This is a genomic window from Pseudonocardia yuanmonensis, from assembly GCF_039542425.1.
GTDB lineage: Bacteria > Actinomycetota > Actinomycetes > Mycobacteriales > Pseudonocardiaceae > Pseudonocardia > Pseudonocardia yuanmonensis.
Genome location: NZ_BAABIC010000006.1, coordinates 294903 through 320054, shown reverse-complemented (window position 1 = coordinate 320054; position 25152 = coordinate 294903). Strand labels below are relative to the sequence as shown.

The 25152-nt window shown below is 73.9% G+C and carries 21 protein-coding genes and 1 pseudogene; 12 read left to right on the top strand and 10 right to left on the bottom strand.

Translation table 11 applies throughout. From position 1 onward, the window contains the following. Window positions 1–37 precede the first annotated feature (37 nt). The 10 genes and pseudogenes from ABD990_RS11660 to ABD990_RS11615 form a co-directional block, all read left to right on the top strand. Window positions 38–913 (top strand): ABC transporter permease, encoded by an 876-nt coding sequence (locus ABD990_RS11660; RefSeq protein ID WP_345380424.1) that lies wholly within the window; start codon window positions 38–40, stop codon window positions 911–913. Further along, a complete protein-coding gene (locus ABD990_RS11655) occupies window positions 910–1749 on the top strand; it encodes an ABC transporter ATP-binding protein (RefSeq protein WP_345380423.1) in 840 nt (279 codons plus the stop codon). The genes ABD990_RS11660 and ABD990_RS11655 overlap by 4 nt, the downstream gene beginning before the upstream one ends. Further along, a complete protein-coding gene (locus ABD990_RS11650; RefSeq protein ID WP_345380422.1) occupies window positions 1746–2606 on the top strand; it encodes an ABC transporter permease in 861 nt (286 codons plus the stop codon). The genes ABD990_RS11655 and ABD990_RS11650 overlap by 4 nt, the downstream gene beginning before the upstream one ends. Then, window positions 2603–3763, top strand: coding sequence for an ABC transporter substrate-binding protein (locus tag ABD990_RS11645; protein WP_345380420.1), 1161 nt, complete (start codon window positions 2603–2605; stop codon window positions 3761–3763). The genes ABD990_RS11650 and ABD990_RS11645 overlap by 4 nt, the downstream gene beginning before the upstream one ends. An 810-nt stretch (window positions 3764–4573) precedes the next feature. Next, window positions 4574–5719 (top strand): thiolase family protein, encoded by a 1146-nt coding sequence (locus tag ABD990_RS11640; protein ID WP_345380417.1) that lies wholly within the window; start codon window positions 4574–4576, stop codon window positions 5717–5719. Between the two features lie 80 nt (window positions 5720–5799). Beyond that, entirely contained in the window at window positions 5800–6561 is a 762-nt protein-coding gene (locus ABD990_RS11635; RefSeq protein WP_345380416.1) for a 3-hydroxyacyl-CoA dehydrogenase, read from the top strand. A 12-nt stretch (window positions 6562–6573) separates the two neighbouring features. Beyond that, a complete protein-coding gene (locus ABD990_RS11630; RefSeq protein ID WP_345380414.1) occupies window positions 6574–7725 on the top strand; it encodes an acyl-CoA dehydrogenase family protein in 1152 nt (383 codons plus the stop codon). Between the two features lie 7 nt (window positions 7726–7732). Then, a complete protein-coding gene (locus ABD990_RS11625) occupies window positions 7733–8356 on the top strand; it encodes a TetR/AcrR family transcriptional regulator (RefSeq protein ID WP_345380413.1) in 624 nt (207 codons plus the stop codon). 62 nt (window positions 8357–8418) lie between these two features. Further along, window positions 8419–8997: a hypothetical protein gene (locus ABD990_RS11620; RefSeq protein ID WP_345380411.1), complete on the top strand. Its 579-nt coding sequence runs from the start codon at window positions 8419–8421 to the stop codon at window positions 8995–8997. A 203-nt stretch (window positions 8998–9200) separates the two neighbouring features. Further along, a pseudogene (locus ABD990_RS11615) lies at window positions 9201–10355 on the top strand (lysine N(6)-hydroxylase/L-ornithine N(5)-oxygenase family protein); the annotation flags it as partial. Between the two features lie 15 nt (window positions 10356–10370). On the opposite strand, the gene ABD990_RS11610 reads toward ABD990_RS11615, so the two are convergent. The 3 genes from ABD990_RS11610 to ABD990_RS11600 all read right to left on the bottom strand — a co-directional run bounded on the left by ABD990_RS11610 (window position 10371) and on the right by ABD990_RS11600 (window position 14877). After that, on the bottom strand, window positions 10371–11363 hold the full coding sequence (locus tag ABD990_RS11610) for an ABC transporter substrate-binding protein (protein WP_345380410.1): 993 nt from the start codon (window positions 11361–11363) through the stop codon (window positions 10371–10373). A gap of 62 nt (window positions 11364–11425) precedes the next feature. Next, the gene (locus ABD990_RS11605; RefSeq protein WP_345380409.1) at window positions 11426–13195 is read right to left on the bottom strand and encodes an ABC transporter ATP-binding protein; all 1770 of its coding nucleotides are present in this window, start codon (window positions 13193–13195) and stop codon (window positions 11426–11428) included. Then, window positions 13192–14877, bottom strand: coding sequence for an ABC transporter ATP-binding protein (locus tag ABD990_RS11600; protein ID WP_345380407.1), 1686 nt, complete (start codon window positions 14875–14877; stop codon window positions 13192–13194). Before ABD990_RS11600 ends, ABD990_RS11605 begins: the two co-directional genes overlap by 4 nt. A 158-nt stretch (window positions 14878–15035) precedes the next feature. On the opposite strand from ABD990_RS11600, the gene ABD990_RS11595 reads away from it, so the two are divergent. Beyond that, window positions 15036–15638, top strand: coding sequence for a cysteine hydrolase family protein (locus ABD990_RS11595; protein ID WP_345380405.1), 603 nt, complete (start codon window positions 15036–15038; stop codon window positions 15636–15638). Between the two features lie 224 nt (window positions 15639–15862). Continuing rightward, on the top strand, window positions 15863–16792 hold the full coding sequence (locus tag ABD990_RS11590) for a M28 family peptidase (RefSeq protein WP_345380402.1): 930 nt from the start codon (window positions 15863–15865) through the stop codon (window positions 16790–16792). Window positions 16793–16862: 70 nt separating this feature from the next. On the opposite strand, the gene ABD990_RS11585 is transcribed toward ABD990_RS11590, so the two are convergent. The 7 genes from ABD990_RS11585 to ABD990_RS11555 form a co-directional block, all read right to left on the bottom strand. Next, complete coding sequence (locus tag ABD990_RS11585) at window positions 16863–18281, bottom strand: pyridoxal phosphate-dependent decarboxylase family protein (RefSeq protein ID WP_345380400.1); 1419 nt, start codon at window positions 18279–18281, stop codon at window positions 16863–16865. Window positions 18282–18342: 61 nt separating this feature from the next. Next, the gene (locus ABD990_RS11580; protein ID WP_345380399.1) at window positions 18343–19920 is read right to left on the bottom strand and encodes a long-chain-fatty-acid--CoA ligase; all 1578 of its coding nucleotides are present in this window, start codon (window positions 19918–19920) and stop codon (window positions 18343–18345) included. 116 nt (window positions 19921–20036) lie between these two features. Beyond that, entirely contained in the window at window positions 20037–21575 is a 1539-nt protein-coding gene (locus ABD990_RS11575) for an acyl-CoA synthetase (RefSeq protein WP_345380397.1), read from the bottom strand. A 163-nt stretch (window positions 21576–21738) separates the two neighbouring features. Further along, window positions 21739–21930 (bottom strand): hypothetical protein, encoded by a 192-nt coding sequence (locus tag ABD990_RS11570; protein WP_345380396.1) that lies wholly within the window; start codon window positions 21928–21930, stop codon window positions 21739–21741. A gap of 269 nt (window positions 21931–22199) precedes the next feature. Then, window positions 22200–22538, bottom strand: a complete 339-nt coding sequence (locus ABD990_RS11565; protein ID WP_345380394.1) for a histone-like nucleoid-structuring protein Lsr2 — start codon at window positions 22536–22538, stop codon at window positions 22200–22202. A gap of 297 nt (window positions 22539–22835) precedes the next feature. Then, window positions 22836–23987 (bottom strand): MBL fold metallo-hydrolase, encoded by a 1152-nt coding sequence (locus tag ABD990_RS11560; RefSeq protein ID WP_345380393.1) that lies wholly within the window; start codon window positions 23985–23987, stop codon window positions 22836–22838. Window positions 23988–24218: 231 nt separating this feature from the next. Continuing rightward, entirely contained in the window at window positions 24219–25112 is an 894-nt protein-coding gene (locus ABD990_RS11555; RefSeq protein ID WP_345380391.1) for a TIGR03620 family F420-dependent LLM class oxidoreductase, read from the bottom strand. Window positions 25113–25152 lie beyond the last annotated feature (40 nt).

Genomic DNA, 25152 nt, shown 5'->3' with positions numbered 1-25152 from the left:
CCTTCGTCCGGATCACCGGGGCGAGCGAGGGGGTGCGATGCGGAGCAGGGGTTGGCTGCGCAGCGGGGCGTGGGCCGTGGCCGCCTTCGTCCTGCTCGTCGCGCTGTGGGAGCTGGCCAAGCTCGTGCTCCCGGCCGACGGGGTCACGGTCGGCGGCACCCGGGTCCTGCCCCGGACGGACGACGCCGCGATGCCGCACGTGTGGACCGTGCTCGCGAGGCTCGGCGCCCCGGAGGTCGCGGGGGCCGCGGACCCGCGGTCGGTCGGGGCGGCGATCGCCTCGGGCGCGCTGTTCACGCTCGGGCTGGCGCTGGGCGGGCTGGTGCTCGGCGGGATCGCCGGGGTGCTGCTCGCCCTGCTCATGCAGCGTTTCGCCGTGGCCGAGAAGGCGGTGCTGCCCTACGTGATCGCCTCGCAGACCGTCCCGCTCATCGCGATCGCGCCGCTGGTCGTCGGGTGGGGCGGCAAGATCGCCATCGCCGGCTGGGCCTGGGAACCCTGGGCCAGCGTCATGGTGATCTCCTCCTACCTGGCCTTCTTCCCGATCTCGGTCGGCATGCTGCGCGGGCTCACCTCGCCGCGGAAGGCGGACGTCGAGATGTTCCGCAGCCTGGCCGCGGGCTGGTGGACCACGCTGCTGCGGCTGCGGCTGCCGGCGTCCGTGCCCCACGTCGTCCCGGCCGTGCGCCTGGCGGCGGCCGCCGCGGTCGTCGGCGCGATCGTCGCGGAGATCTCCACCGGCACCCGCGGCGGGATCGGACGGTTGATCATCGAGTACGCCCAGTCCGCCACCGGCGACCCCTCGCAGATGTACGCCGCCATCCTCGGCGCGGCCGTCCTGGGCCTGGTGGCCGCCGGCGCGGTCGGGCTGCTGGAGCTGGGGCTGCGCCGCTACCGGGGGAGTGTCGCGTGAGCACGGAGGCCACCGCGGAGACGAACGGGACACACGGGACGCAGGCCGTCGAGCTGCAGGGCGTCGACAAGAGCTTCGGCTCCGTGCGGGCGCTCTCGGGCGTCGACCTGACCGTCGGCGCGGGCGAGTTCGTCTCGCTGATCGGCCCGTCCGGCTGCGGGAAGTCGACGCTCCTGCGGGTTGTCGCGGACCTCGAGGAACCGACGACCGGGACGGTCGCGGTCACCGGTCTCACGGCTCGGCAGGCGCGGCTCGCCCAGCGCTACGGCATCGCGTTCCAGCAGGCCGGCCTGCTGGACTGGCGGACGGTCGCCGAGAACGTCGAGCTGCCGCTGCAGGTCCACGGGGTCGGGAAGGCGGAGCGCCGGCGCCGGGCGGTGGAGCTGCTCGAGCTCGTCGGGCTCGCCGAGTTCGCCGGGTCCCGGCCGGCCGAACTCTCGGGCGGCATGCAGCAGCGGGTGGCGATCGCCCGCGCGCTCGCGCCGAGCCCCCGGCTGCTGCTGATGGACGAGCCGTTCGGCGCCCTCGACGAGATGACGCGCGAGCGGATGCAGGCCGAGCTGCTGCGGATCGCGGGGGAGACCGGCGCCGCGGTGCTGTTCGTGACGCACTCGATCCCCGAGGCGGTCGTGCTGTCGGACCGGGTCGTGGTGATGTCGCCGCGGCCGGGCCGGATCACCGAGATCGTGTCCGGCAGGCGCCCGCCGGTGGCCGGCGACGACCTCGTGCCCGACGCCGTCGAGGACGTCCGCGAGACGGGCGCGTTCTTCGAGGCCGTCACCGCGGTGCGGGAGGCGCTGCGCAAGGGCGCGGCAACGGAGGGGCACGCGGGATGAGCGCGCCGGTCGAGGGGACGACCGCCGCGACCGCCGCGCCGGCCGCGACCGCCGCGGGCGGGGTCGGTGCGGTCGCGGGGCCGGGTCGCCGGTTCCGCGGCGCCTCGGTCGTGATCGCGCCGGTGGTCTTCGGCATCGCGGTCCTGGTGGTGTGGCAGCTGGTCGTGACGGTCGGCGGGCTGCCGGCCTTCCTCCTCCCGGCACCGACGGCGATCGCCGCGCAGATCGGCGCGCAGCTCCCGGTGATCCTCGAGACCGCGGCGGTCACCGGGGGGAACGCCCTGGTCGGGCTGGTCCTCGGGTTCGTCCTCGGGGTGCTGCTCGCGATCCTCGCGGCGGGTGTGCGGGTGGTGTCGGACCTGCTCACCCCGGTGGTGCTGGCCGCGAGCGCGATCCCGATCGTCGCGCTGGCGCCGGTGTTCACCACCATGTTCGGCTCCACCACGGAGATCCCGCGCCGGCTCGTCGTGATGGTCGTGGTCGTGGTGCCCGTCTACGTCTCGACGGCCCGCGGGCTCCGCCAGGTCCGCCCGGTGCACGACGAGCTGATGGTCGCCCTGGCCGCCACCCGCCGTCAGTACACCCGGTTCGTCCGGCTGCCCGGCGCGATCCCGTACGTGATGACCGGGCTGCGGCTCGCCGCGCCCGCCGCGGTGATCGCCGCGATCGTCGCCGAGTACTTCGGCGGGCTGCAGAACGGGCTCGGCAGCCGGATCTCCTCGGCCGCCGCCAACACCGCCTACGCCCGCGCGTGGGCCTTCGTCGCCGCCTCGATCGTCCTGGGGCTGCTGTTCTTCCTCGCCGGGCTGCTCGCCGAGCGGCTCGTGACACGCAACCGCCCCGGAGGTGGCTCGTGAGAACGTCCCGATCCCTTCGGACGGCCCTGGCGGCGGTCGGCGCCGCCGCTGCCGTCGTGCTCGCCGCCTGCTCCACCACACCCGCGGGACAGCAGGCCTCGGGTGGTGCCACGACCGCGGCCGGCGGCCTGCAGCCGGTGACCCTGCAGTTGCAGTGGTTCACCCAGGGCCAGTTCGCCGGCTACCTCGCCGCGATCGACCAGGGCTACTACCGGGAGAAGGGGCTCGACGTCCGGATCAAGGAGGGCGGCGTCGACATCGTCCCGCAGACGGTGCTGGCGCAGGGCCAGGCGGACTACGCGATCGCCTGGGTGCCCAAGGCCCTGGCCTCGCGCGAGCAGGGCGCCGCGATCACCGACGTCGCGCAGATCTTCCAGCGCTCCGGCACCCGGCAGGTGGCGTTCGCCGAGAAGGGGATCACCCAGCCCGCGCAGTTCGCCGGCAAGAAGATCGGCAACTGGGGCTTCGGCAACGAGTTCGAGCTGTTCGCCGGCATGACCAAGGCCGGGCTCAAGCCCTCCGACGTCACGCTCGTGCAGCAGCAGTTCGACATGCAGGCGCTGCTCTCCGGCGAGATCGACGCGGCGCAGGCCATGTCGTACAACGAGTACGCGCAGGTCCTGGAGGCGCAGAACCCGGCGACGGGGCAGCTCTACCAGCCGTCGGACTTCACCGTCGTCGACTGGAACACCGACGGCACCGCGATGCTGCAGGACGCGATCTGGGCGAGCACCGACAAGCTCTCCGACCCCGCCTACCAGGACCAGACGGTGCGGTTCATCGCCGCGTCGATCAAGGGCTGGGCGTACTGCCGGGACAACGTCACCGCCTGCCGCGACATCGTGGTCAAGGCCGGCTCCAAGCTCGGGGCCAGCCACCAGCTGTGGCAGGTCAACGAGGTCAACAAGCTGATCTGGCCGTCGCCCGCCGCGGGCGCCGGCACGATCGACCCGGCGGCCTGGGCGCAGACGGTGAACGTCGCCCGGACCGCGGTCAACGCCGACGGCCAGACGGTCCTGACCAAGGACCCCGACCCCGAGGCCTACACCAACGACTACGTCACCAGGGCGATCGACCTGCTCAAGAGCGAGGGGGTGGACGTGGTGGGTGCGAACTACCAGCCCGAGACCGTCACCCTGAACCCCGGCGGGAACTAGACCGCCACCCTGACGGGACGAGGCGCCCGGGCCAGCGCCCGGGCGCCTCGTCGTCCTCCGGGCGTCCCGCGAGTCGTGCCGTGGGCTTCCGCGAGTCGCGCCCTGGGCTTCCGGCGAGTCGCGCGCTGGGCTTCCGCGAGTCGCGCCGCTCGCGAGCCGGGCCCTGGGTTCCTGTGAGTCGCGAGTTCCGGCAGCGGGGGCGGGGAGTTCGAGTTCGTCATCGGGCTAGGGCGTGGCCCAGGGCGGGCAGACCGCGGCGCTGATCGCGCAGCAGCCGGCGACACCGGCTCCGTCGCTTCGAAGCATGATCGCTGTCTCGGACCGCTTCACCGCCAGATTCACGGTCAGAAATGGCGATCATGCTCGGGGGCAGGCGGCCGAGGGGAGAGCGCGACCGAGCGAGCCCGAGTCACCGCAGCCCAGGGCGCGACTCGCGGAAGCCCAGGGCGCGACTCGCGGAAGCCCACGGCGCGACTCGCGGAAGCCCACGGCGCGACTCGCGGAAGCCCACAGCGCGACTCGCGGAAGCTCACAGCGCGACTCGCGGAAGCTCAGAGCGCGACTCGCGGGAGCCCACAGCGCGACTCGCGGAGATGGGGACCGTGATGTGGGATCTCACGGCGGGCTCGATGCCTTCGGCGGACGGTGTCTGACCAGGTGATCTGAACGAGTGTTCTGTACGCCACACCCTCGGGACGGTCAGAACTGACTGTTTCGCTGCTACCGTTCCCTCAAGGCGACGGCGCTCCCGCGCGGGCACCGTCGGCAGCAGTCCGCTGCGACCACACCCGCGAGAGAAGGAGCTCGACCGTGCGTGATGCAGTCATCGTCGAAGCCGTGCGCACCCCCGTCGGCAAGCGCAACGGAGGCCTGTCCGGGGTCCACCCGGCGGACCTGTCGGCGCACGTCCTCACGTCGCTCGTCGAGCGGGCGGGCGTCGACCCGGCCGTCCTCGAGGACGTGATCTGGGGCTGCGTGTCGCAGGTCGGCGAGCAGACCCTGGACATCGCCCGCACCGCGGCGCTGGCGGCGGGCTTCCCGGAGACCGTCACCGGCGTGACCGTCGACCGGCAGTGCGGCTCCTCGCAGCAGTCCGTGCACTTCGCCGCCGCCGGCCTGATCGCGGGCCAGTACGACGTCGTCGTCGCCGGCGGCGTCGAGTCGATGTCCCGCGTCCCGATGGGCTCCTCGTCCAACGGCCAGAACCCGTTCGGCGAGAAGTTCCTGGCCCGCTACAACGGGGTGTTCCCCAACCAGGGCATCGGCGCCGAGATGATCGCCGAGCAGTGGGGCTTCTCCCGCACCGAGCTCGACGAGTTCTCCATCGCCAGCCACGAGAAGGCCGCGGCGGCGCAGAACGAGGGCCGCTTCGACGCCCAGATCGCCCCGGTCACGCTGCCGGACGGCACCGTCGTCAGCAAGGACGAGGGCATCCGCCCCGGCGGCACCGTCGAGGGCCTGGCCAAGCTGAAGACCGTCTTCAAGGAGGACGGCGTCATCCACGCGGGCAACGCCTCGCAGATCTCGGACGGCTCGGCCGCGCTGCTGATGACCACCTCGGAGAAGGCCGCCGAGCTGGGCCTGGCCCCGATCGCCCGCGTGCACACGGCGGTCCTGGCCGGCGCCGACCCGGTGATCATGCTGACCGCGCCCATCCCGGCCACCCGGAAGGCCCTGCAGAAGTCCGGCCTGAAGCTGGACGAGATCGGCACCTTCGAGGTCAACGAGGCCTTCGCCCCGGTGCCCCTGGCGTGGCTGAAGGACATCGGCGCCGACGTCAAGGCGCTCAACCCCAACGGCGGCGCGATCGCCCTCGGCCACCCGCTGGGCGGCTCCGGCGCGCGGATCATGACCACGATGGTCCACCACATGCGCGACAACGGGATCCGCTACGGCCTGCAGACGATGTGCGAGGGCGGCGGCCAGGCCAACGCCACCATCCTCGAGCTGCTCTGACCCCATCCGAACGAGGGCGCGGCGCCCGACCGGCGCCGCGCCCTCGGCACTTCCCCCACCGAGCTGGAGGTTCCTCCCCCATGGACATCACCGGACAGGTCGCGCTCGTCACCGGCGGCGCCTCCGGTCTCGGCCTGGCCACCGCCGAGACCCTGCTCGACGCCGGCGCGTCGGTCGTGATCGTCGACCTGCCGTCGTCGCAGGGCGCCGAGATCGCCGAGAAGCTGGGCGACAAGGCGCGCTTCGCCGCCGCCGACGTGACCGACGAGGCCCAGGTCACCGCGGCGCTCGACGTCGCCGCCGAGCTGGGCACGCTTCGCGTCGCGGTCAACTGCGCCGGCATCGGCAACGCGATCAAGACCGTCGGCAAGCAGGGCGCGTTCCCGCTCCACGCGTTCACCAAGGTCGTCACGGTCAACCTGATCGGCACGTTCAACGTGATCCGGCTGGCCGCTGAGCGGATGGTGCAGAACGAGCCGGTCGACGGCGAGCGCGGCGTCATCATCAACACGGCGTCCGTCGCGGCCTTCGAGGGCCAGATCGGGCAGGCGGCCTACTCGGCGTCGAAGGGCGGTGTCGTCGGCATGACCCTGCCGATCGCGCGCGACCTGGCGAGCGCGCAGATCCGGGTCAACACCATCGCGCCCGGCCTGTTCGAGACCCCGCTGCTGGGCGGCCTGCCCGAGGAGGCCAAGGAGTCGCTGGGCAAGCAGGTTCCGCACCCGGCCCGACTGGGCAAGCCGAGCGAGTACGGTCTGCTCGCCGCCCACATCGTCGCCAACCCGATGCTGAACGGCGAGGTCATCCGCCTCGACGGCGCCATCCGCATGGCGCCCCGCTAGGAGATCCGCATCATGAAGCGCACCCTCTACGAGAGCGACCACGAGGCCTTCCGGGAGTCGTTCCGGAAGTTCGTCGAGGTCGAGATCGCCCCGCACGACGAGCAGTGGAACCGGGACAGCATCGTCCCGCGCGAGGTGTTCGCGAAGGCCGGCAAGAACGGCTTCCTCGGTATGGACGTGCCCGAGGAGTACGGCGGCGGCGGGGTCAAGGACTTCCGCTTCAACGCCGTGATCATCGAGGAGCTCATGCGCGCCGGGTGCGGCGGCTCGGGCCTCGGCCTGACGCTGCACAACGACATCTGCATGCCCTACTTCCTCACCTACGCGAACGAGGAGCAGAAGAAGCGCTGGCTGCCCGGCATCGTCTCGGGCGACCTGATCACCGCGATCGCGATGACCGAGCCGGGCATCGGCTCGGACCTGGCCTCCATGTCGACGACGGCGCGTCGCGAGGGCGACCACTACGTCGTCAACGGGGCGAAGACCTTCATCACCAACGGGATCAACGCGGACGTCGTGATCACCGCGGTGAAGACCGACCCCACGCAGAAGCACAAGGGCATGTCCCTGCTCGTGCTCGAACGGGGCATGGAGGGCTTCGAGCGCGGCCGCAACCTCGACAAGCTCGGCCAGCACGCACAGGACACCGCCGAGCTGTCGTTCACCGACGTCCGGGTGCCGGTCGCGAACCGGCTGGGGGAGTCGGAGGGCCAGGGCTTCACCCAGCTGGTCACCAAGCTCCCGCAGGAGCGGCTCTCGATCGCCGTCGCCGGTGTCGCGGCCGCGGAGGCCGCGCTGACCTGGACGCTGGAGTACGTCAAGGAGCGCAAGGCCTTCGGCCAGCCGATCGGCTCGTTCCAGAACTCCAAGTTCGTGCTCGCCGAGATCGCCACCGAGATCGACCTGGCCTGGCACTACGTCGACGACTGCATCCGCGCGCTCAACGCGGACGAGCTCACCGCCGTCGACGCGAGCAAGGCCAAGTACTGGTGCACCGAGCTGCAGGGCCGGGTCGTCGACCGCTGCCTGCAGCTGCACGGCGGGTACGGGTACATGAACGAGTACCCGATCGCGAAGGCCTACGCCGACGCCCGGATCACCCGCATCTACGGCGGGACCACCGAGATCATGAAGGAGGTCATCGGCCGCTCGCTCGGCCTGTGACCCCTCCATGACCGGAACCGAACCCAGGACCCGGGCGCAGCGGACCAGCGACAGCCGCGCCCGGATCCTGGACGCCGCGGTGGCCGCCCTCGTCGAGGGCGGCTACTCCGGCGCCACCACCCTCACCATCCAGGCCGGCGCGAACGTGTCCCGCGGCCGCCTGCTGCACCACTTCCCCTCGCGCGACCTCCTGCTGGTCGCCGCCGCCGGGCACCTCGCCGCCAAGCGCGTGCAGGACACCGAGGACCGGCTCACCCGGCTGCTCGACGGGGAGGGCACCCGCGACGTCCGCGCGCGGGCCGACCGCGTCGTCGAGCTGTTGTGGGAGAGCTTCTCCGAGCCCCACTTCTGGGCCGCGATCGAGCTCTGGACGGCCGCGCGGTCCAATCCGGACATCGCCGAGGCGCTGCGCCCCACCGAGCGCGGTCTGGGCGCGGCCATCCGGGAGTCCATGGCGCGCATGTTCGGCGACGAGCTCGCCGGCCACCCGCGCTTCCGCCAGCTCCGCGACGTCCTGCTCACCAGCATGCGCGGGGCGGCCCTGACCTACGCCTTCGACCCGCGCGACCACGCCACCGATCCGCTGGTGGCACAGTGGAAGGACCTGGTCAGGACGCTGTTGGCGCTCTGACCGGATCCGGCGCCGAACACGGCGACGCCTCGTCACCCGTCCGGGTTCGAGGGGAGACATCCATGCAGATGCGCACTGCCGCACGCAGGGCCGCGACGGTCGGGGCCCTCGCCGTCCCGCTCGCCCTGGCGGCGTCCGGGATGGCGTTCGCGGGCGGGTCGGGCGGGCACGGACACGGTCACGGCCACGACTGCGACGGCGCCGGCCCGGTCGCGACCCAGGACGGCGGCCTGCTCGGGCTCGACGCCGACTTCAGCCCGGGGCTGAACGTCGGCGGCGTGCTCGGCAACGGGCCGACCGTCCAGCCGGTCCTGCAGGCGGACCTGTCCAACTCGGGGATCGTGCAGTCAGGCGGTGGCTGCACGGAGCCCGGTGTGGCGCTCCAGAGCCAGGACCTCGTGAACACGCCGCTCGACGTCAGCCCGGGCGTCAACGTCGGCGGTATCGGCGGCGGCCCGGTGAGCCAGTCGATCAGCCAGGTCGACCGGTCCGACTCCGGGACCCTGCAGGACGGCCCCGGGGCGGGCGGGTTCGCCTCGCAGCAGGGCGGCCTGCTCGGGCTCGACCTGGACGTGAGCCCGGCGATCAACCTCGGCGGCATCCTGTCCGGCCCGACGCAGCAGTCGATCACGCAGGCGTAAGGCGCGATCCGGATCACCCACCCGGAGCCGTGAGTCCGGAGGGAGGAAGGTTAGCCTGCCCTCAGTATAGAGCCTCGCCGACCGTGCCCGACGCCCGGGCACCGAGAGGACACGATGACCGTCGCGCCCACGCACTCCCCCGACCACCGGCGCGCCGAGCGGGCGGCCGATGGTGTGGAGGTGGTTAGGAGCGGTTCGGCTGTCACCGCGGGATGCTCCTCGAGGACGCGACGATGCAGATCTCCTACCTCAAGGACCTGGTCACGTTGCGGAACCCGACCAGCCCCTTCACCTTCCTCGCCTACCTGCACGACAAGGAACGGCTGGTCGACTTCATCAACTACGGCAGCGCCTTCCCGACCCGGCTGGAGTTCCACGACTACCTGGAGTGGGCCGCGGAGCGTTTCGCGGGTGTGGTCGAGTACGGCGCCGAGGTCACCGAGGTCGTCCCGGTCGAGGGTGACGGGACCGTCGGGCTCGCCGAGGTGGTCGGCTTCCACGGCGACTCCGGCCCGGTGCGGATCCGGGCGCGCAACGTCGTACTGGCCACCGGGCTCACCCCGAACGTGCCGCGCGGGGTCACGCTGGGCCCGCGGGTCTGGCGCAACCGCGACCTGCTGCACCGGGCGCCCCAGCTGCGGACCGCCGCGCGCTGCGCCGTGATCGGCGCCGGGCAGAGCGCCGCCGAGACCGTGGACTACCTGCACCGGACCTACCCGGACGCGGAGGTCCATGCGGTGTTCGCCCGCTACGGCTACAGCCCGGCGGACGACAGCTCCTTCGCCAACCGGATCTTCGACCCGGCCGTCGACGACTTCTACGCCGCGCCGGACCCCGTGAAGAAGATGATCACGGGGTACCACGCGAACACCAACTACTCCGTGGTCGACCCGGACCTGATCACCGAGCTCTACCGGCGGCACTACCACGAGCGGGTCGCCGGGCGGGAGCGGCTGCGCTTCCACAACGTCTCCCGGGTGGCCGACGTCGTCGACGTCGGCGACCGGGTCGAGCTGGCCGTGGAGTCGCTGATCGACGCCGCGCGGGACGTGCTGACCGCGGACGTCGTCGTCTACGCGACGGGCTACCGGCCGACGGACCCGCTCTGGCTGCTCGACCCGGCGTGCACCCGTGACGACGCCGGGCGCCCCGAGGTCCGCCGCGACTACCGGCTGTCGACGGGCGCGACCCCGCAGGGCCGGCCCGTCGAGGTCGGGTTGTTCGTGCAGGGCGCGACCGAGCACACCCACGGCATCACCTCGACCCTGCTTTCCACGGTCGCGGTACGGGCGGGGGAGATCGCCGCGGCGCTGGCCGGCACGACCGCCCCCGCCCCCACGCGGGTGCTCACGGCCTGATCGGCACGGCTCGGCCTAGCCGAGCGCCTCGGCGAGCTTCGGGGAGACCTCCTCCGCCGCGTACGGCAGGCTCAGCGGGCTGGAGTAGCCCAGCGCGCCGGCGAACGGCGTCGTGTAGCCGCCCATGTTCACGACCCGACCCTGCTCCACGGCCGTGAGGTTCTGGAACACGGGGGAGTCGTACTGCTCCTGCGTGCGGCCCATCGACACGATCACGTCCTGGTCGAGCGGGGCCAGCGTCTCGGGGCTGAGCGTCTCGGTGGCGGCCGGGACGTCGAAGCCGAGCCCGGTGAACAGCTGGGCCCGCAGGTCGTCCGTGCCGAGCTTGTACGGGGTGCCGTCGACCATGAAGTCCATCGCCAGGGTCCTGCCGGCGAACGACGCCGCCGCCGTGTCCCTGAGCTTCTGCTCGGTCTCGGCGATCACCTGCTCGGCCCGGTCGCTGCGGCCCAGCGCCTGCCCGGTGATCCGGGTCTGCTCCTGCCAGGTCGCGGCGGCACCCTCGCCGGCGGGTGTCGGCGGGGCGATGGTCGGGGCGATCGAGGACAGCCGCTCGTAGGTCGGCTGGTCGATGTAGGAGTACACGCCGAGGATCAGGTCCGGTCTCAGCCCGGCGATCGTCTCCAGCGGCAGCTCGCTCGACGCCAGCGGGACCGGCTGCGCGCCGTTCTTGGCCGCGGCGGCCCACGGCCGGTTCTGCCAGTCGAACCCGCCGAAGAACTCGCGCTCGGCCAGCGGCACCACACCGAGAGCCAGCGCGAAGTCGCCCTCGTTGAAGCCGATGGTGACGACGCGGGTCGGCTCGGCCGGGATCGTCGTCTCGCCGTAGGCGTGGCGGATCGTCACCGGGAAGGCGTTCTGCGCGGCCGGGGACCCGGGCGCCGCGGTCGAGGGGGCCTGGGAGGGGCTGGAACACGCGGCGGCCACGAGCGCGGTCAGGGCGGCCGCGGCGAGCGCCCGCAGAGCGGTACGCCCGGCACGGCGGCCGGGACGGGGGACGTGCGACATGCGGGGTCCTTCCGGGACGACGATCACGATCCCGGTGAGGTTTGCCTAACCAATGGATGGTGTCAATTCGGCCCCCGCTCCGCCCAGGCCGCCCACAGCCGCGCGTACACCCCGTCCGTCGCGACGAGGGCCTCGTGCGTGCCCTGCTCGACGATCCGCCCCGCGTCGAGCACCACGACGTGGTCCGCGGCGGCGGCCTGGGTCAGCCGGTGCGCCACGGTGATCGCCGTGCGCCCCGCCAGCGCCCGCTCGGCCGCGGCCTCGAGCACCCGCGACCCGGCGCTGCCGGCCTCGGCGGTGGCCTCGTCGAGGATCGCGACCGGCGGATCGGCCAGCACGAGCCGGGCCAGGGCGAGCTGCTGCGCCTGCACCGCGGTGAGCGGGTGCGCCCCGGCCCCGACGACGGTGTCGAGGCCCTCGGGCAGCGCCTCCGCCCAGACCAGCGCGTCGACCGTGGCCAGCGCGGCGCGCAGGTCGGCGTCCGTGGCCGCCGGCCGGGCGAGCCGGAGGTCCTCGGCGAGCGACCCGGCGAACACGTGCACCTCCTGCGTGATCAGCGCGACCGTGCGCCGGATCCCGGCCGGGCCCAGCTCGGCCAGCGGGACCCCGCCCAGGTCGACGGCGCCGCGGGTCGGCTCGTGCACCCCGGCGAGGATGGAGGCCAGCGTGGTCTTGCCCGCGCCCGAGGCCCCGACGAGCGCGACCCGGGTGCCGGCCGGGACGTCGAGGTCCAGGCCGTGCAGCACCGGATGGCCCTCGACGTACGCGTGCTCGAGCTCCTTGGCGCGCACCCCGCCGTCGACCGGGACGCCCGGTTGTCCGGGCTCGGCCTCCGGGGGCAGCGACGCGACGCCGACGACCCGGGCCAGGCTCGCCGCCGCGGACTGGGCGACGTCGAGCAGGAAGAGCACCTGGTTGACCGGGCCGAACAGGTTGATGAAGTAGAGCGCGGCCGCACTCGCCGCGCCGACCGTCGCCCCGCCGGAGCGGACCAGCAGGAAGCCGGCCCCCAGCACGCCCGCGACCCCGACGAACTCGGCGGCGTTGAGCCGGCCGAAGAACCGGGTCTGGAGGACGACCACCTGCCGGTTGAGCTCGACGACCTCGCCCGCGCGCTCCCGGATCCGCTCGGCCCGCCGGGTGTGCAGCCGGAAGGCGCGCACGGTCCCGATCCCGCCCACGGTGTCCAGCAGCTCCTGCTGCTGCGCGCCGGCGGCGATCCGCTCGGCCGCGTAGACCGCCTGCGAGCGGCCGAGGTACCAGCGTGCGGTCCACGCCTGGACGGGCACGGCGAGCAGCGCGCCGACCAGGAACCGCCAGTCCAGCGCGGCCAGGCCGACCAGGGTCAGCAGGATGACCAGGGCCGCCCGCGCGAACTCCGGCACGGCCTCGCGGACCGCCTCGCCGACCGTCGTCACGTCCGTGGTGACCCGGGCGGTGAGGTCGCCGGAACCCGCCTCCTCGAGCCGCGCGAGCGGCAGCTCCAGGGCCCGCGCGACGAACCGCTCGCGCAGGGTGGCCAGCACGGTCTCGCCGACCCGGGCGAGCAGCCGCAGCCCGAGCACGGCCAGCACGCCCTGCGCGACCGCGACGGCGACCAGCAGCAGCACCGGGGCGGTGAGCGCCTCCGCGGAGCCGCCGGTCGAGTCCCGGCCCACCACGAGGTCGACGATCCGGCCCAGCAGGGGAGCGGTGACCAGGCTCGCCGCCGCCCCGCCCACCAGCGCGAACACCGCGGCGACCGCGCGCCCCCGGTGCGGCCGGACCAGCTCCGCCAGGGCGGCCCGGACGGCGGGGGCGTCGGCGACCGGGAGCAGCCGGCGCGCGCTCACGCGAGCACCAGGGCGCGGTAGTCGGCGTCGGCGGCGAGGAGGTCGGCGTGCGTGCCCTCGGTGCGCACCCGCCCCGCCTCCGCGACGACGACCCGGTCGGCCACCGCGAGCAGTGTCGGGCTGGTGGTGAGCAGCAGGGTGGTGCGGCCGGCGCGCAGCAGCCGCAGCCCCTCGGCGATCCGCGCCTCGGTGACGGTGTCGACGGCGGTCGTCGGGTCGTGCAGGACGAGCACCGGGGCGTCGGCGACCAGCGCGCGGGCGAGCGCGACCCGCTGGCGCTGCCCGCCGGACAGCGACCGGCCCTGTTCGGTGACGGCGGTGGCCTCGCCCTCCGGCAGGCTCGCGACGACCTGGTCGGCGCCCGCGGCCACGAGCGCGGCGGCGGGGTCCCCCGGCCCACCGGCCCGGACGTTCTCGGCGACGGTCCCGGCGAACAGGGCCGCCTCGTGCGCGGCGACGAGCACCGCGGCCCGGGCCTGCTCGGGCGGGTAGGCGGTGAGCGGGACCCGGTCGAGCTCGACCGTGCCCTCGTCCGGATCGGTCTCGCGCGCCAGCGCCGCGAGCAGGGCGGTCGCGGTGGCGGGCTCGGCCACGACGCCGACCAGCTCGCCCGCCCGGACCTCGAGGTCCAGCCCGGTCACCGGGCCGGTCCGCAGGCCGCGGACGGTCAGCGCGCCTGGGGAGTGCGCGGGCGGCTCGCGATCGCCCGCACCCACCGCGGGCGGGGCGGACAGCACGTCGGCGATCCGCTCCGACGAGGCGCGGGCCTGCGCCAGCCGGGCGTTGACGAAGCCGATCGCCCGCAGCGGGCCGATCAGGAACTGCGCGAGCCCGACGGCCGCGACGAGCCCGCCCACGCTGAGCTCGCCGGCCAGCGCCAGGCGCCCGCCGACGAGCGCGACCAGGGCGAGGAACAGGCCGTCGAGCAGCAGGACCGCGCCCTGGTACCAGGCCTGGGAGCCGCTGGCCCGCAGCGTCGCGCGCAGGGCCGCCCGGCTGGTGCCGGTGTAGCGGTCCACGGCGGCCGGGCTCGCGCCGATGCCCTTGAGCACCCGCACGCCCGTGACCAGGTCCGCGGCGATCCCCGACGCCTGGGCCGCGCGCTCCTGCTCCGGCCCGCTGCGGCGCTCCAGCGGCCGGCCGAGCAGGTGCAGCAGGAGGAGCAGGGGCGGAGTGCCCAGCACTATCAGCAGCCCGAGCGGCAGCGAGATCCGCAGCAGGGCGACGGCGGCGACCAGGAGGGCGGTGCCCTGGGCGAGCAGCAGCGGCAGGCCGAAGCCCAGGCCGGCGACCCGCTGGGTGTCCGCGGTGGCGATGCTGGCCAGCGCGCCCGGCAGCCGCCCGGCCTCGGCACCGCCGCGCGGGTCCAGCACCCGGTCGGCGATCCGCAGCCGGAGCGCGCGGTCGACTTGCCGCTCCGCGTGCCGGGCGCGGCGCGCCCCGAACCGGTAGCAGTGGGACAGGAACAGGAGGTCCACGCCGAGGACGAGGAGCCACAGCAGCATCGTCCGCAGGTCGCCGGACGCGACCCCCTCGTCGATCACCACGCCGACCAGCACGGGGACCAGCGCCTCCCCGGCCTGGTGCCCGCAGAGCAGCAGCACGGCGGCGAGGACGTGTCCCCGCTGGGGCCGCAACGACCCCCACCGGACGGACCGTCCGGTGATCTCCCCCCTCGACATGTGGGGAAGGCTAACCTCACCCCCTGACGGTCCCGGGTGCGGTTCCGCGCCGCGGCCGGCGACCTCCGGCGACGGGTCCTTCTCCGTTCGGGTCTTCTGCGGCTGCGCCCGCCGTCGGTAGCGTCGGTGCTCCTGCCCGTCGACGTGCGAGGAGTGCCATGTCCGACCTCACGACCCTGCGTGCGGTGAGCGGCCTGCCCGCCGAGCCGCCGGCGCTGTCCGCGTCCACGCTGGTCCTCATTGACTGCCAGAACACCTACACGCGCGGGCTGATGGAGCTCGAGGGCGTGCAGGCGGCCCTCGACCAGGCCGAGGAGCTGCTCGACCGGGCGCGCGGCGCCGGTATCCCGATCGTGCACGTCCAGCACGACGCCGGTCCCGGCTCGCCCTACGACGTCCGGGAGGAGATCGGCGCGATCGTCGACCGGGTCGCCCCGCGGGCCGGCGAGGCGACCGTCGTGAAGCACTACCCGAACTCGTTCACGGGCACGGAGCTGGACACGCTGCTCAGGCAGCACCCGGGGCGCCCGCTGCTGCTCGCCGGCTTCATGACCCACATGTGCGTCAACTCCACCGCCCGCGGCGCGTTCAGCCTGGGCTACGCGCCGACGGTGGTCGGGGGCGCCACCGCCACCCGCGCGCTGCCGGGCACCGGGGGCGGGCCCGAGGTCCCGGCGGCGGCGCTGCAGGCCGCGAGCCTCGCCTCCCTCGCCGACCTGTTCGGCGTGGTCGTGGCGGACCAGCGGGAGATCCCGGAGTGATCCGGACCGGACCGGGGGAACGATCCCGGGACCGGCGCCGAGTCCCTGCACGCAGGCACCTCCGCTCCCGGAGCGGGCCTGTCGGACGCCCTCGGCGAGGAGGATTCCTGCCGGCTCGGTCCCGCACCCGGACGCGCCTGCGGTGGGCGTTCCTGGCCGTCGCCCTGGTGGCGCTGTCCGCGTGCGGCTCCGGCTCCCCGGCGCCGACCCCCACGGCCCCGGCCGTGGACGGTCAGCTGGGACGGCAGCTCAAGGACGCCGTGACGGACGCCGGGGCCCTCGTGCACCTCCAGGAGCTGCAGACCATCGCGGACTCGAACGGGGGGAACCGCGCCTCGCCGAGCCCCGGGTACCTGGCGAGCGTGGAGTACGTCAGCGGCGTCCTGCGCGCCGCGGGCTTCGAGGTCGAGACCCCGGAGTACCAGCTGTCCCGGCGGCACGTCGGCGCCGACGGCCGGACGACCCTGCCGAACGTCGTCACGCAGACCCGCACGGGCGATCCCGCCCACGTCGTGGTGATCGGCGCCCACCTGGACTCCGTGGAGGAGGGGCCCGGCATCGTCGACGACGGTTCGGGCGTGGCGACGCTGCTGGAGATCGCGACGCGCCTCGGCCCGTCGCCGGCGGTGCGCAACGCCGTCCGCTTCGGGTTCTGGGGTTCCGAGGAGACCGGCGCGCAGGGCTCCACGGGCTACGTGACGAGCCTGTCGGACGAGGCCCGCGGGGCGATCATGCTCTACCTGAACGTCGACATGGTCGCCTCGCCCGGCGGCGGCTACTTCGTGCAGGGAGGCACGGGGGACGACGCGTCGTCGGCCGGTCCGCCCGGCTCGGCGGCGGTGGGTGACGTCCTCGCCGCCCAGCTCGCCGGCACGGGGGTGACCCCGGAGCGCATCAAGTTCGTCGGGGACGACGAGACGCCGTTCGTGGAGGCGGGCATCCCGTCGGCCGGCGCGGAGAACGGGGACAGCGGGAGGCGGACCGAGGAACAGGCGCAGGCCTGGGGCGGGCACGCCGGGGAGGTCTACGACCCCTGCTACCACTCGGCGTGCGACACGATCCGGAACGTCAACCCGGTGGTGCTCGACCGCTACCTGCACGCCATCGCCGGCACCGTCGCCCACTTCGCCACGACCACGGAGCCGCTTCCCTGATCGTCGGTCGTGGACGGGAGGGGGCGGAGATCACCGTCCCGGTCCACGACCCGACGATCACGCCGCCCGCTCAGCGGGTCAGCTCGGCCCACAGCACGTCGAGGTGCTCCGGGCCGGTGCCGAGGGCGCCGACGGCCACCCGGATCGCGTGGCGGCCGTCGACCGTGGTGTGGGTGAGGTAGGCCCGCCCGCCGGCGTTGACCCGCTCGAGCAGGGCGCGCCCGGCGGCGTCGTCCGGCTCGCCGTCCGGGCCGAGGACGTGCAGGCAGACCAGCGCGAGCGAGGGCGGCGCGGCCAGGGCGAACCGCGGGTGGGCCGCGACCCGGTCCGCGAGGTCGCGGGCCAGGGCCACGTGCCCGCGGATCCCGTCGCGCAGTCCCTCGAGCCCCGCGCCCTGCACGACCGACCACAGCTTGAGCGCGCGGAACCGGCGGCCGAGCGGGACCTGCCAGTCCCGGTAGTCGACGACCTCGCCGGACTCGGACGCGGCGTTGCGCAGGTACTCCGGCGTGATCGACAGCGCGGCGGGCAGGGCGGTGCCGTCCCGGACCCAGAGGAAGGACGCGTCGAACGCCGTGGCCAGCCACTTGTGCGCGTCCGTGCAGACCGAGTCGGCGAGCTCGGCGCCGTCGAGCACGTGCCGGAACTCCGGGCAGAGCGCCGCCACGCCGGCCCAGGCGGCGTCGACGTGCACCCACGCGTCCCCGGACACCTCGCAGACCTGGCGGACGGGGTCGATCGCCCCGGTGCCGGTGGTCCCGACCGTCGGACACACGAGCACCGGCCGCAGCCCGGCGGCCCGGTCGTCGGCGAGCATCGCGGCCAGCGCCTCGGCGGACATCGCCCGGGTGCCGGGGGCGAACGGCACGGTGCGCAGGGCCCGCGCGCCGAGCCCGGCGACCCGCACCGCCTTGGCCAGCGACGAGTGCGTCTCGGCGGTGACGTAGACGCGCTCGGTGCCCTCGACGCCCGTCTCCCGCCACTCCGGCGACGCGCGGTGCAGCGCGGCGAGCAGCGCCACCAGCGCCGCCGACGAGGCGGAGTCCTGCAGCGACCCGCCCCCGCCGCCGGCGAAGGTGAACCCCTCGCCGAGGCCGAGCGCGCGGGCGAACCCGTCGACGAGCACCTGCTCGACCTCGGTGCCGGCGGGCGAGGTGGACCAGAGCATCCCCTGCGCGCCGAGCCCGCCCGAGGCGAGGTCGCCGAGCAGCGAGAGCAGCGAGGCCTGGGCGGGGAAGTAGCCGTAGAACCCCGGGTGCTGCCAGTGCAGCGAGCCGGGGACGACGACGTCGTCGAGCAGGCCGGTCAGGGCGGCGCCGAGGTCGTCGGCGGGCTTGTCGGGCAGGTCCGCGGGCAGGGCCGCGCGGACCTCGCCGGGCTGCACGGCGGGCCGGACGGGCAGCTCCGCCAGCCCGGCGCGGTGCGCGGCGACCCAGTCGACCAGGGCATGGCCGAGCCGGCGGAACTCCTCGGGATCGAGATCGGGCACCCCGGCAACCTAGGTCGTGGGTGGCGATCGCCGCCACGGCGACGATCGCCACCCACGCTCGTCACACGGCGGGCTGCGAGACCAGCGAGCCGGCCTGGTTCTGCTCGCGCAGCGCGGTCTTGAGCACCTTGCCCGACGGGTTGCGGGGCAGGGCCTCGACGATCGCGACGCGGCGGGGCCGCTTGTAGCCGGCGAGGTGCTCCTTGCAGTACGCCTCGATCGACTCGATGGTCGGCGGGTCCGCCGGGTCCGCGGGCACGACGACCGCGAGCGGGGTCTCGCCCCACTTGGTGTCCGGCACCCCGATCAGGGCGACGTCGCCGATGCCCGGGTGCGCGGCCAGCACGTTCTCCACCTCGGCGCAGTAGATGTTCTCGCCACCCGAGATGATCATGTCCTTCTTGCGGTCGACCACGTAGTAGTAGCCGTCCTCGTCCTGCCGGACGAGGTCGCCGGAGTGGAACCAGCCGCCGCGGAAGGCCTCGGCGGTCTCCTCGGGCTTGTTCCAGTAGCCGCTCATGATCAGCGGGCCGCGGTAGACGATCTCGCCGATCTCGCCCGGCGCGACGTCGTTCATCTCGTCGTCGACGACCCGGACCTCGACGTTCGCCATCGGGGTGCCGACCGAGCCGATCTTGCGGATCGAGTCCTCGCCGCGCAGCAGGGTGGTGACCGGGCTGCACTCGGTCTGCCCGAAGGAGGTGGTGACCTGGGCCTGCGGGAAGGTGTCGATCATCGTCTGCAGCAGGGTGGTGGACGCGGGCGCCGCGCCCCAGGAGATCCGGGTCAGCGCCGAGAGGTCGCGCTCGGCGATCCCCGGCACCGCGCAGATCGCCGCCCACTGCGCCGGGACGCAGAAGCACGAGGTGACCTTCTCGCGTTCGAGGATGTCCAGGGTCTCGACCGGGTCGAAGTTCCCGGACCGCGGGATGACGACCGTGCCGCCCGCCGTGATCGCGATGTGCGCCCCCGCGACCCCGGCGATGTGGAACAGCGGCGCGGCGGACATCGACACGCCGTGCCCGCTCGTGCCGCCCAGCGTGGCGATGTTCGAGTAGGAGTGCAGGTAGAGGTTGCGGTGGCTGAGCATCGCGCCCTTGGGTCGCCCGGTGGTGCCGGACGTGTACATGATGAACGCGGTGTCGTCGTCCGAGTTCGGCAGCTCGACGTAGTCCGGCGACGCCGCCGCGAGCACCTCCTCCAGGTCCCCGCCGATCGTGATCACCTGCCGGACGCCCGGCGCCTTCTCCAGCGCCTTCTCCAGGGTGGGGGCCAGGCCCGCGTCGACGATCACGGAGACGGCGCCGGAGTCCGTGAGGGCGTAGGCGACCTCGTCGGCGACGAGCCGGAAGTTGATCGGCACGCAGATCGCGCCCGCGCGGACCGGCGCGATGTAGGCCTCGAGCAGGTCCGCGCTGTTCAGGCCCAGCACCGCGACCCGGTCGCCCGGGGTCACGCCACCGGCCGTGAGGGCGTTCGCGAGCCGGGTGATCCGGGCGTCCGACTCGGCGTAGGTCCGTCGGACGCCGGACCCGGCGTCGACGAACAGCAGGGTCTCGGGGGTCACGCGCGCCCAGCGCGCGACGATGTCGCTGAAGCTCATGCCACGGCCGACGATGGCGCCTGACTGCGTCGTCATGGCGCACAGCCTGCCCACTTGAGCGAACGTTCGGCAAGGTCCGTTCGGGCCGGAGCCGGACCGTTCAGGTCAGCGGCGCGCGGGCTGCAGGACCTGGGCGCCGCCGACCGGAGCGATCAGTGTGCGTAGCGGTCCCGCAGCTCCTGCTTGACGAGCTTGCCGGTGGGCGTCCGGGGCAGGAAGTCGGTGAAGTCGACGCTGCGCGGCGCCTTGTAGTGCGCGATCCGCTCGCGCACGAAGGCGATCAGCTCGCGCTCGAGCCCGGGGCCGGCGTCGACGCCCGGCGAGGGCTGCACGACCGCCTTCACCGACTCGCCCATCTCCGGGTCCGGCACGCCGATCACCGCGGCGTCGAGCACGGCGGGGTGGGTGACCAGGACGTCCTCGACCTCGCGCGGGTAGATGTTCACGCCACCCGAGATGATCATGAACGCCTTGCGGTCGGTGAGGAACAGGTAGCCGTCCTCGTCGAGGTAGCCCAGGTCGCCGGTGGTGGTCCAGGTCGGGTGGTCGGGGTGCGTGGCACCGGCCGTCTTCTCCGGGTCGTTGTGGTACTCGAACGGCCGGTCGTCCCGCTCGAAGTAGATGGTGCCGACCTCGTGGGGTGCGAGGACCTTGCCGTCGTCGGCGCAGATCCGCACCACGCCCAGGCCCGCCCGGCCGACCGTGCCCGGCCGCTCCAGCCACTCCTGGGAGTTGACGAAGGTGATGCCGTTGGCCTCGGTGGCGGCGTAGTACTCGTAGAGCACCGGGCCCCACCAGTCGATCATCGCCTGCTTGACCTCGGGCGGGCACGGCGCGGCGGCGTGGATCGCCACCCGAAGCGAGGAGTGGTCGTACTCGCGGCGGGTCTCCTCGGGCAGCTTGAGCAGGCGCACGAACATCGTCGGCACCCACTGGCTGTGCGTGACGCGGAAGCGCTCGATCGCGGCGAGCGCGGCCTCGGGGTCGAACCGCTCCATGACGACGACCGTGCCGCCGATCGCCTGGACCGTGGCGCAGAAGCGCAGCGGGGCGGCGTGGTAGAGCGGCGCGGGGGAGAGGTAGACGGTTTCGGTGTCGAAGCCGTACATCGGGCCGAACAGGTCGATGTAGGTGTCGCCCGGCTCGTCGACCGCCGAGTCCGGCAGCGTCGGCTTGATGCCCTTGGGCCGGCCGGTGGTGCCGGAGGAGTAGAGCATGTCCGCGCCGCGGGGCTGCTCGGGCAGCGGCTCGGCGGGCACGCCCGCGAGCGCCTCGTCGTAGCCGGCGTAGGCGTCCGAACCCGGGATCGGCCCGCCGAACGCGAGGCGGATGCCGACCTCGACGTGCTCGCCCACGGCCGCGGCGAGCCCGGCCACGCCCGCCGACACGATCAGGGCCTTGGCGCCGCAGTCCGTGACGATGTAGGCCGCCTCCGGCGCGGACAGATGGTGGTTGACCATCGTGATGTAGAGGCCGGAGCGGCGGGCCGCCCAGTAGATCTCGAAGACCCGCGGCGTGTTCTCGGTGACGACGGCGATCACGTCGCCGCGGCGCAGGCCCGCCTCGTGCAGGAACCGGGCCAGGCGTGCGGAGCCCTCCTCGAGCTGGCGGAAGGTCAGCGTCTCGCCGCTGCCCGCCATCACCACCGCGGGCTTGTCGGGGGTCGTGGCGGCGTGCGTGCCCGGGTACATGTCCGTCCTCTTCCTCGATCGACGTCCGGATGTCGGAGGGTCCGATCCTGGCAGACGATCGGCGGCGGCGGACGCAGGTGAGGCGGATCTCGCGGTCGGGCGGCGGGGGGAACGAGGGGGAGCGCCGGGGTGCCGCCCGGACGCGGTGGAGGGCCTCGCGGTGCTAGGCGGACGCGGCCGACCGCGCGCCGCTCTCGACGGACGGTGCTCCGGAACCGGCGCAGCGCTGCGCGGACACCACGGTGCCGCGTGCGGAGAACCGGTTGTGCAGGCGCAGGGTGGACTCGGGGGTGACGTGCTTCAACCGTGCGCAGACGGGACAGGTCCCGTAGCCGTCGGTGACCTTCGCGTTCACGTCTCGTGCCTCTCGTCGGGGCCGCTCACCGGATCGGGGTACCGGGGCGGGTCGGACGAGTCTACCGGTCGACGGAGCGTGGCGGGATCACCGCGACGAGTGGAATGCGCCGAACGGGCGGACGAGATGCGTCGGCGAGCGCAACGGACGAGCGTTCCGGGCCGGGCGGGAACGGGCCCGTGGTGCGCGGAAAATGGCGGCGCCGTCACGGTTCGGTGACGAAAGGCGCCGCCTTGTCACCGAACCGTGACGCGTGTTCCGCCGTGGGGTCAGTGTGCCGCGTGGTACGCCTCGAGAACATTGGACGGGATCCGCCCGCGCTCCGAGATCTTCATCCCCTGGGCAGCCGCCCATTCGCGAATCGCCTGGTTCTGCTGACGATCGGAAACGGGTCGGGAGGCGGGCGCGGACGAGCCCCCGGAGGCCCGCCGGCCGGAGCCACGGCGGGCCGCCGCAATGTACGGCGCCAGCGCCTCGCGCAGCTTCTCGGAATTCTTCGCCGACAGATCGATCTCGTAGGACTTACCGTCGACGGAGAACTCGACCTGCTCGTCCGCCTCGCTGCCGTCCAGGTCGTCGATCAGCGTGACCGTGGTCTGCTTCGCCACGTCCCCTCAGCCCTTCTGCTCTCCGGACTCCTGCCCTGGACCGGGCTCCACGCGGGCAGGAAGCATCGCCCGGCGGGTGTCCGGGTGCTTTCCGGGAGCGGAGTGGATCGGCGTGCGGAACAGGAGAATGCGTCGGTACAGACGATAAAGGAAGGCGCCGTGGAAAGTCGATTCGGGTCCCGTGTTCCGCGGCCGCGCGTCGCGCGGATCACTCCTTCGGAGGCATCCGCCGGATAGCACCGCCGCGCGCCGGGAACCGAAGGCGCCGGCGACGCGGAACGGCCCGAATGGCGTGGCTCAGGCCACCGGCGTCCACCAGTCCGCGGTCGGCGGCGGGCCCGTCAGATCGATTCGGCGGCCCGGAACGGGGAGGGCGAGCGGGATTCCGGCCGTTTTCGCGGCGGCCCGCAACCGGGTCACGGGCTCCGACCAGGGATGGAGGCCGAGATTGAAGGTCGCCCAGTGCACGGGCAGCAGCACCCCGCCGCGGAGGTCGCGGTGGGCGGCCACGCATTCCTCGGGATTCATGTGGATGTCCGGCCACAGATCCGCGTAGGCGCCGATCGGCAGCATCGTGAGGGCGAACGGCCCCCAGCGCTCGCCCGCCCGGGCGAACGCGGTGGTGTAGCCGGTGTCGCCCCCGAAGTAGGCCCGGTGCCGCGGGCCGGCGACGGCCCACGAGGACCAGAGGGTGGTGTCGCGCTGCAGCCCGCGACCCGAGAAGTGCCGTGCCTCCGCGCAGGTGAGGGTCAGCCCGGCGACCTCGACGGTGCCGTCCCAGTCCAGCTCGACGATCCGGTCCTCCGGCACGCCCCAGGCCCGCAGGTGCGCCCCGATGCCGAGGGGCACCACGAACGGGGCGGCGCGGTGCCGCGGGTCGGCGACCAGCGCCCGGACGGTGGGCAGGTCGAGGTGGTCGTAGTGGTCGTGCGAGATCAGCACCGCGTCGACCGGCGGCAGCGCGGTGAGCGGGACGGGGGCCGGGTGCAGCCGCCGCGGCCCCACCAGCCGGGAGGGCGAGACGCGCTCACCCCACACCGGGTCGGCGAGCACCCGCCGCCCGTCGATCTCGAGCAGGACGCTGGAGTGCCCGAACCAGGTCACGGCCAGCTCGCCGGCCTCCGTGGCCCCGGCGGCGGCCGGACCCTCCTCCGGGCCCGCGAGCGGGACGGGCCGGCTCGGCCGCCCCGCCCGCCTCCCGACGACGGCGCGCAGGGCGGCCGGCACGGTGCCCGACGGCAGCCCGGTGCCGGGCTCGGTGTTGCGGAAACGGCCCTCGCGGGCGTGCGGCGACCCGTCGGCGGCCCGGCGCAGCTCCTCCGGTGGTGCCCCCATCGCGTGCGGGATGCCCCATGCAGCCGCGCCGGCCGCGGCGAGGCCACCGGTGGCGGCGAGGGCGAGAGCGGTCAGCACCCCGGTGCGGAGGGGGAGCGGCGTAGGGCGGGCCACGCACTCCAGGTTACGAGTGCGGCGGACGGGAGATCGCCGGACGGTCTCAGCCGCCTCCCAGCCGGGCGCCGGGTACGGCCCGGCCGTCCGACGCCGAGATAGCGACCGTTCCGCCGGAACACCGCCGCAGCCCCGATCAGCACGCCGACGCCGCCGGCAGCCGCACCGGCCGCCGGGCTCCGCGGGCCGACCTGCTCACCGGCCCTGCTCACCGAGGCGGCCGGGAGGCCGTCAGCCCGCCCGCAGCGCGGTGAGCGGGGCCGCCAGCTCGCGCCACTGGTCCTCCGGCACGCCGCGCTTCTCGCTCGGCAGCGCCTGCACGGCGACGTGGTCGGCGCCGGCGTCGAGGTGCGCCTGCACCCGGCGCACCACGGTCTCGACGTCGCCCCAGGCCACCAGGGCGTCGACGAAGGCGTCGGACCCACCGTCGGCGAGGTCGGACTCGTCGAAGCCGAGGGTCTTGATGTTGTTGACGTAGTTCGGCTGGGCCAGGTAGGTGGCGGTGTAGCGGCGGCCGATCTCGCGGGCCCTGCCCGGGTCCGTCTCCAGCAGGACGGCCTGCTCGGGGCAGAGCAGCGGCTCCGCGCCGAGGGTCTTCCGCGCCCGGGCGGTGTGTTCCGGGGTGACGAAGTAGGGGTGGGCGCCGTCCGTCCGCTCGCCGGAGAGCTCGAGCATCCGCGGGCGCAGCGCGGCGAGGACGTACCGAACGGGGGTCGTCGGGCGCTCCGCGGTGTACGGGGCCTTCTCGATGCCGTCGAGGTACTCGCGCATCGCCGTGAGCGGCTTGTCGTAGTTGTGCCCGCGCAGGCCGCTCACCAGGTTCTGGTGGCTGACCCCGAGCCCGATCAGCACACGCTCGGGATGGGCCTCGGTGAGCGCCTTCGTCGCGCACGAGGTGGCCACCGCGTCCCGGGCCCAGATGTTCGCGATGCCGGTCGCCCCGATCAGCCGGTCGGTGGCCGACAGCAGCATCGCCAGGTGGACGAAGGGATCCCGGCCGGCGACCTCCGGGATCCACAGGGCGCCGTAGCCGAGGGACTCCAGCTCGGCCGCGAGCTCCCGGGCGCGGGCCGCGGGGACGACGTCGAGGGCGCCGGTCCAGAGGCCGACGGCGGGGAGCGCCAAACGTGATCTCGTGTCCGTCACCCTCCGGACTCTAGGTCTC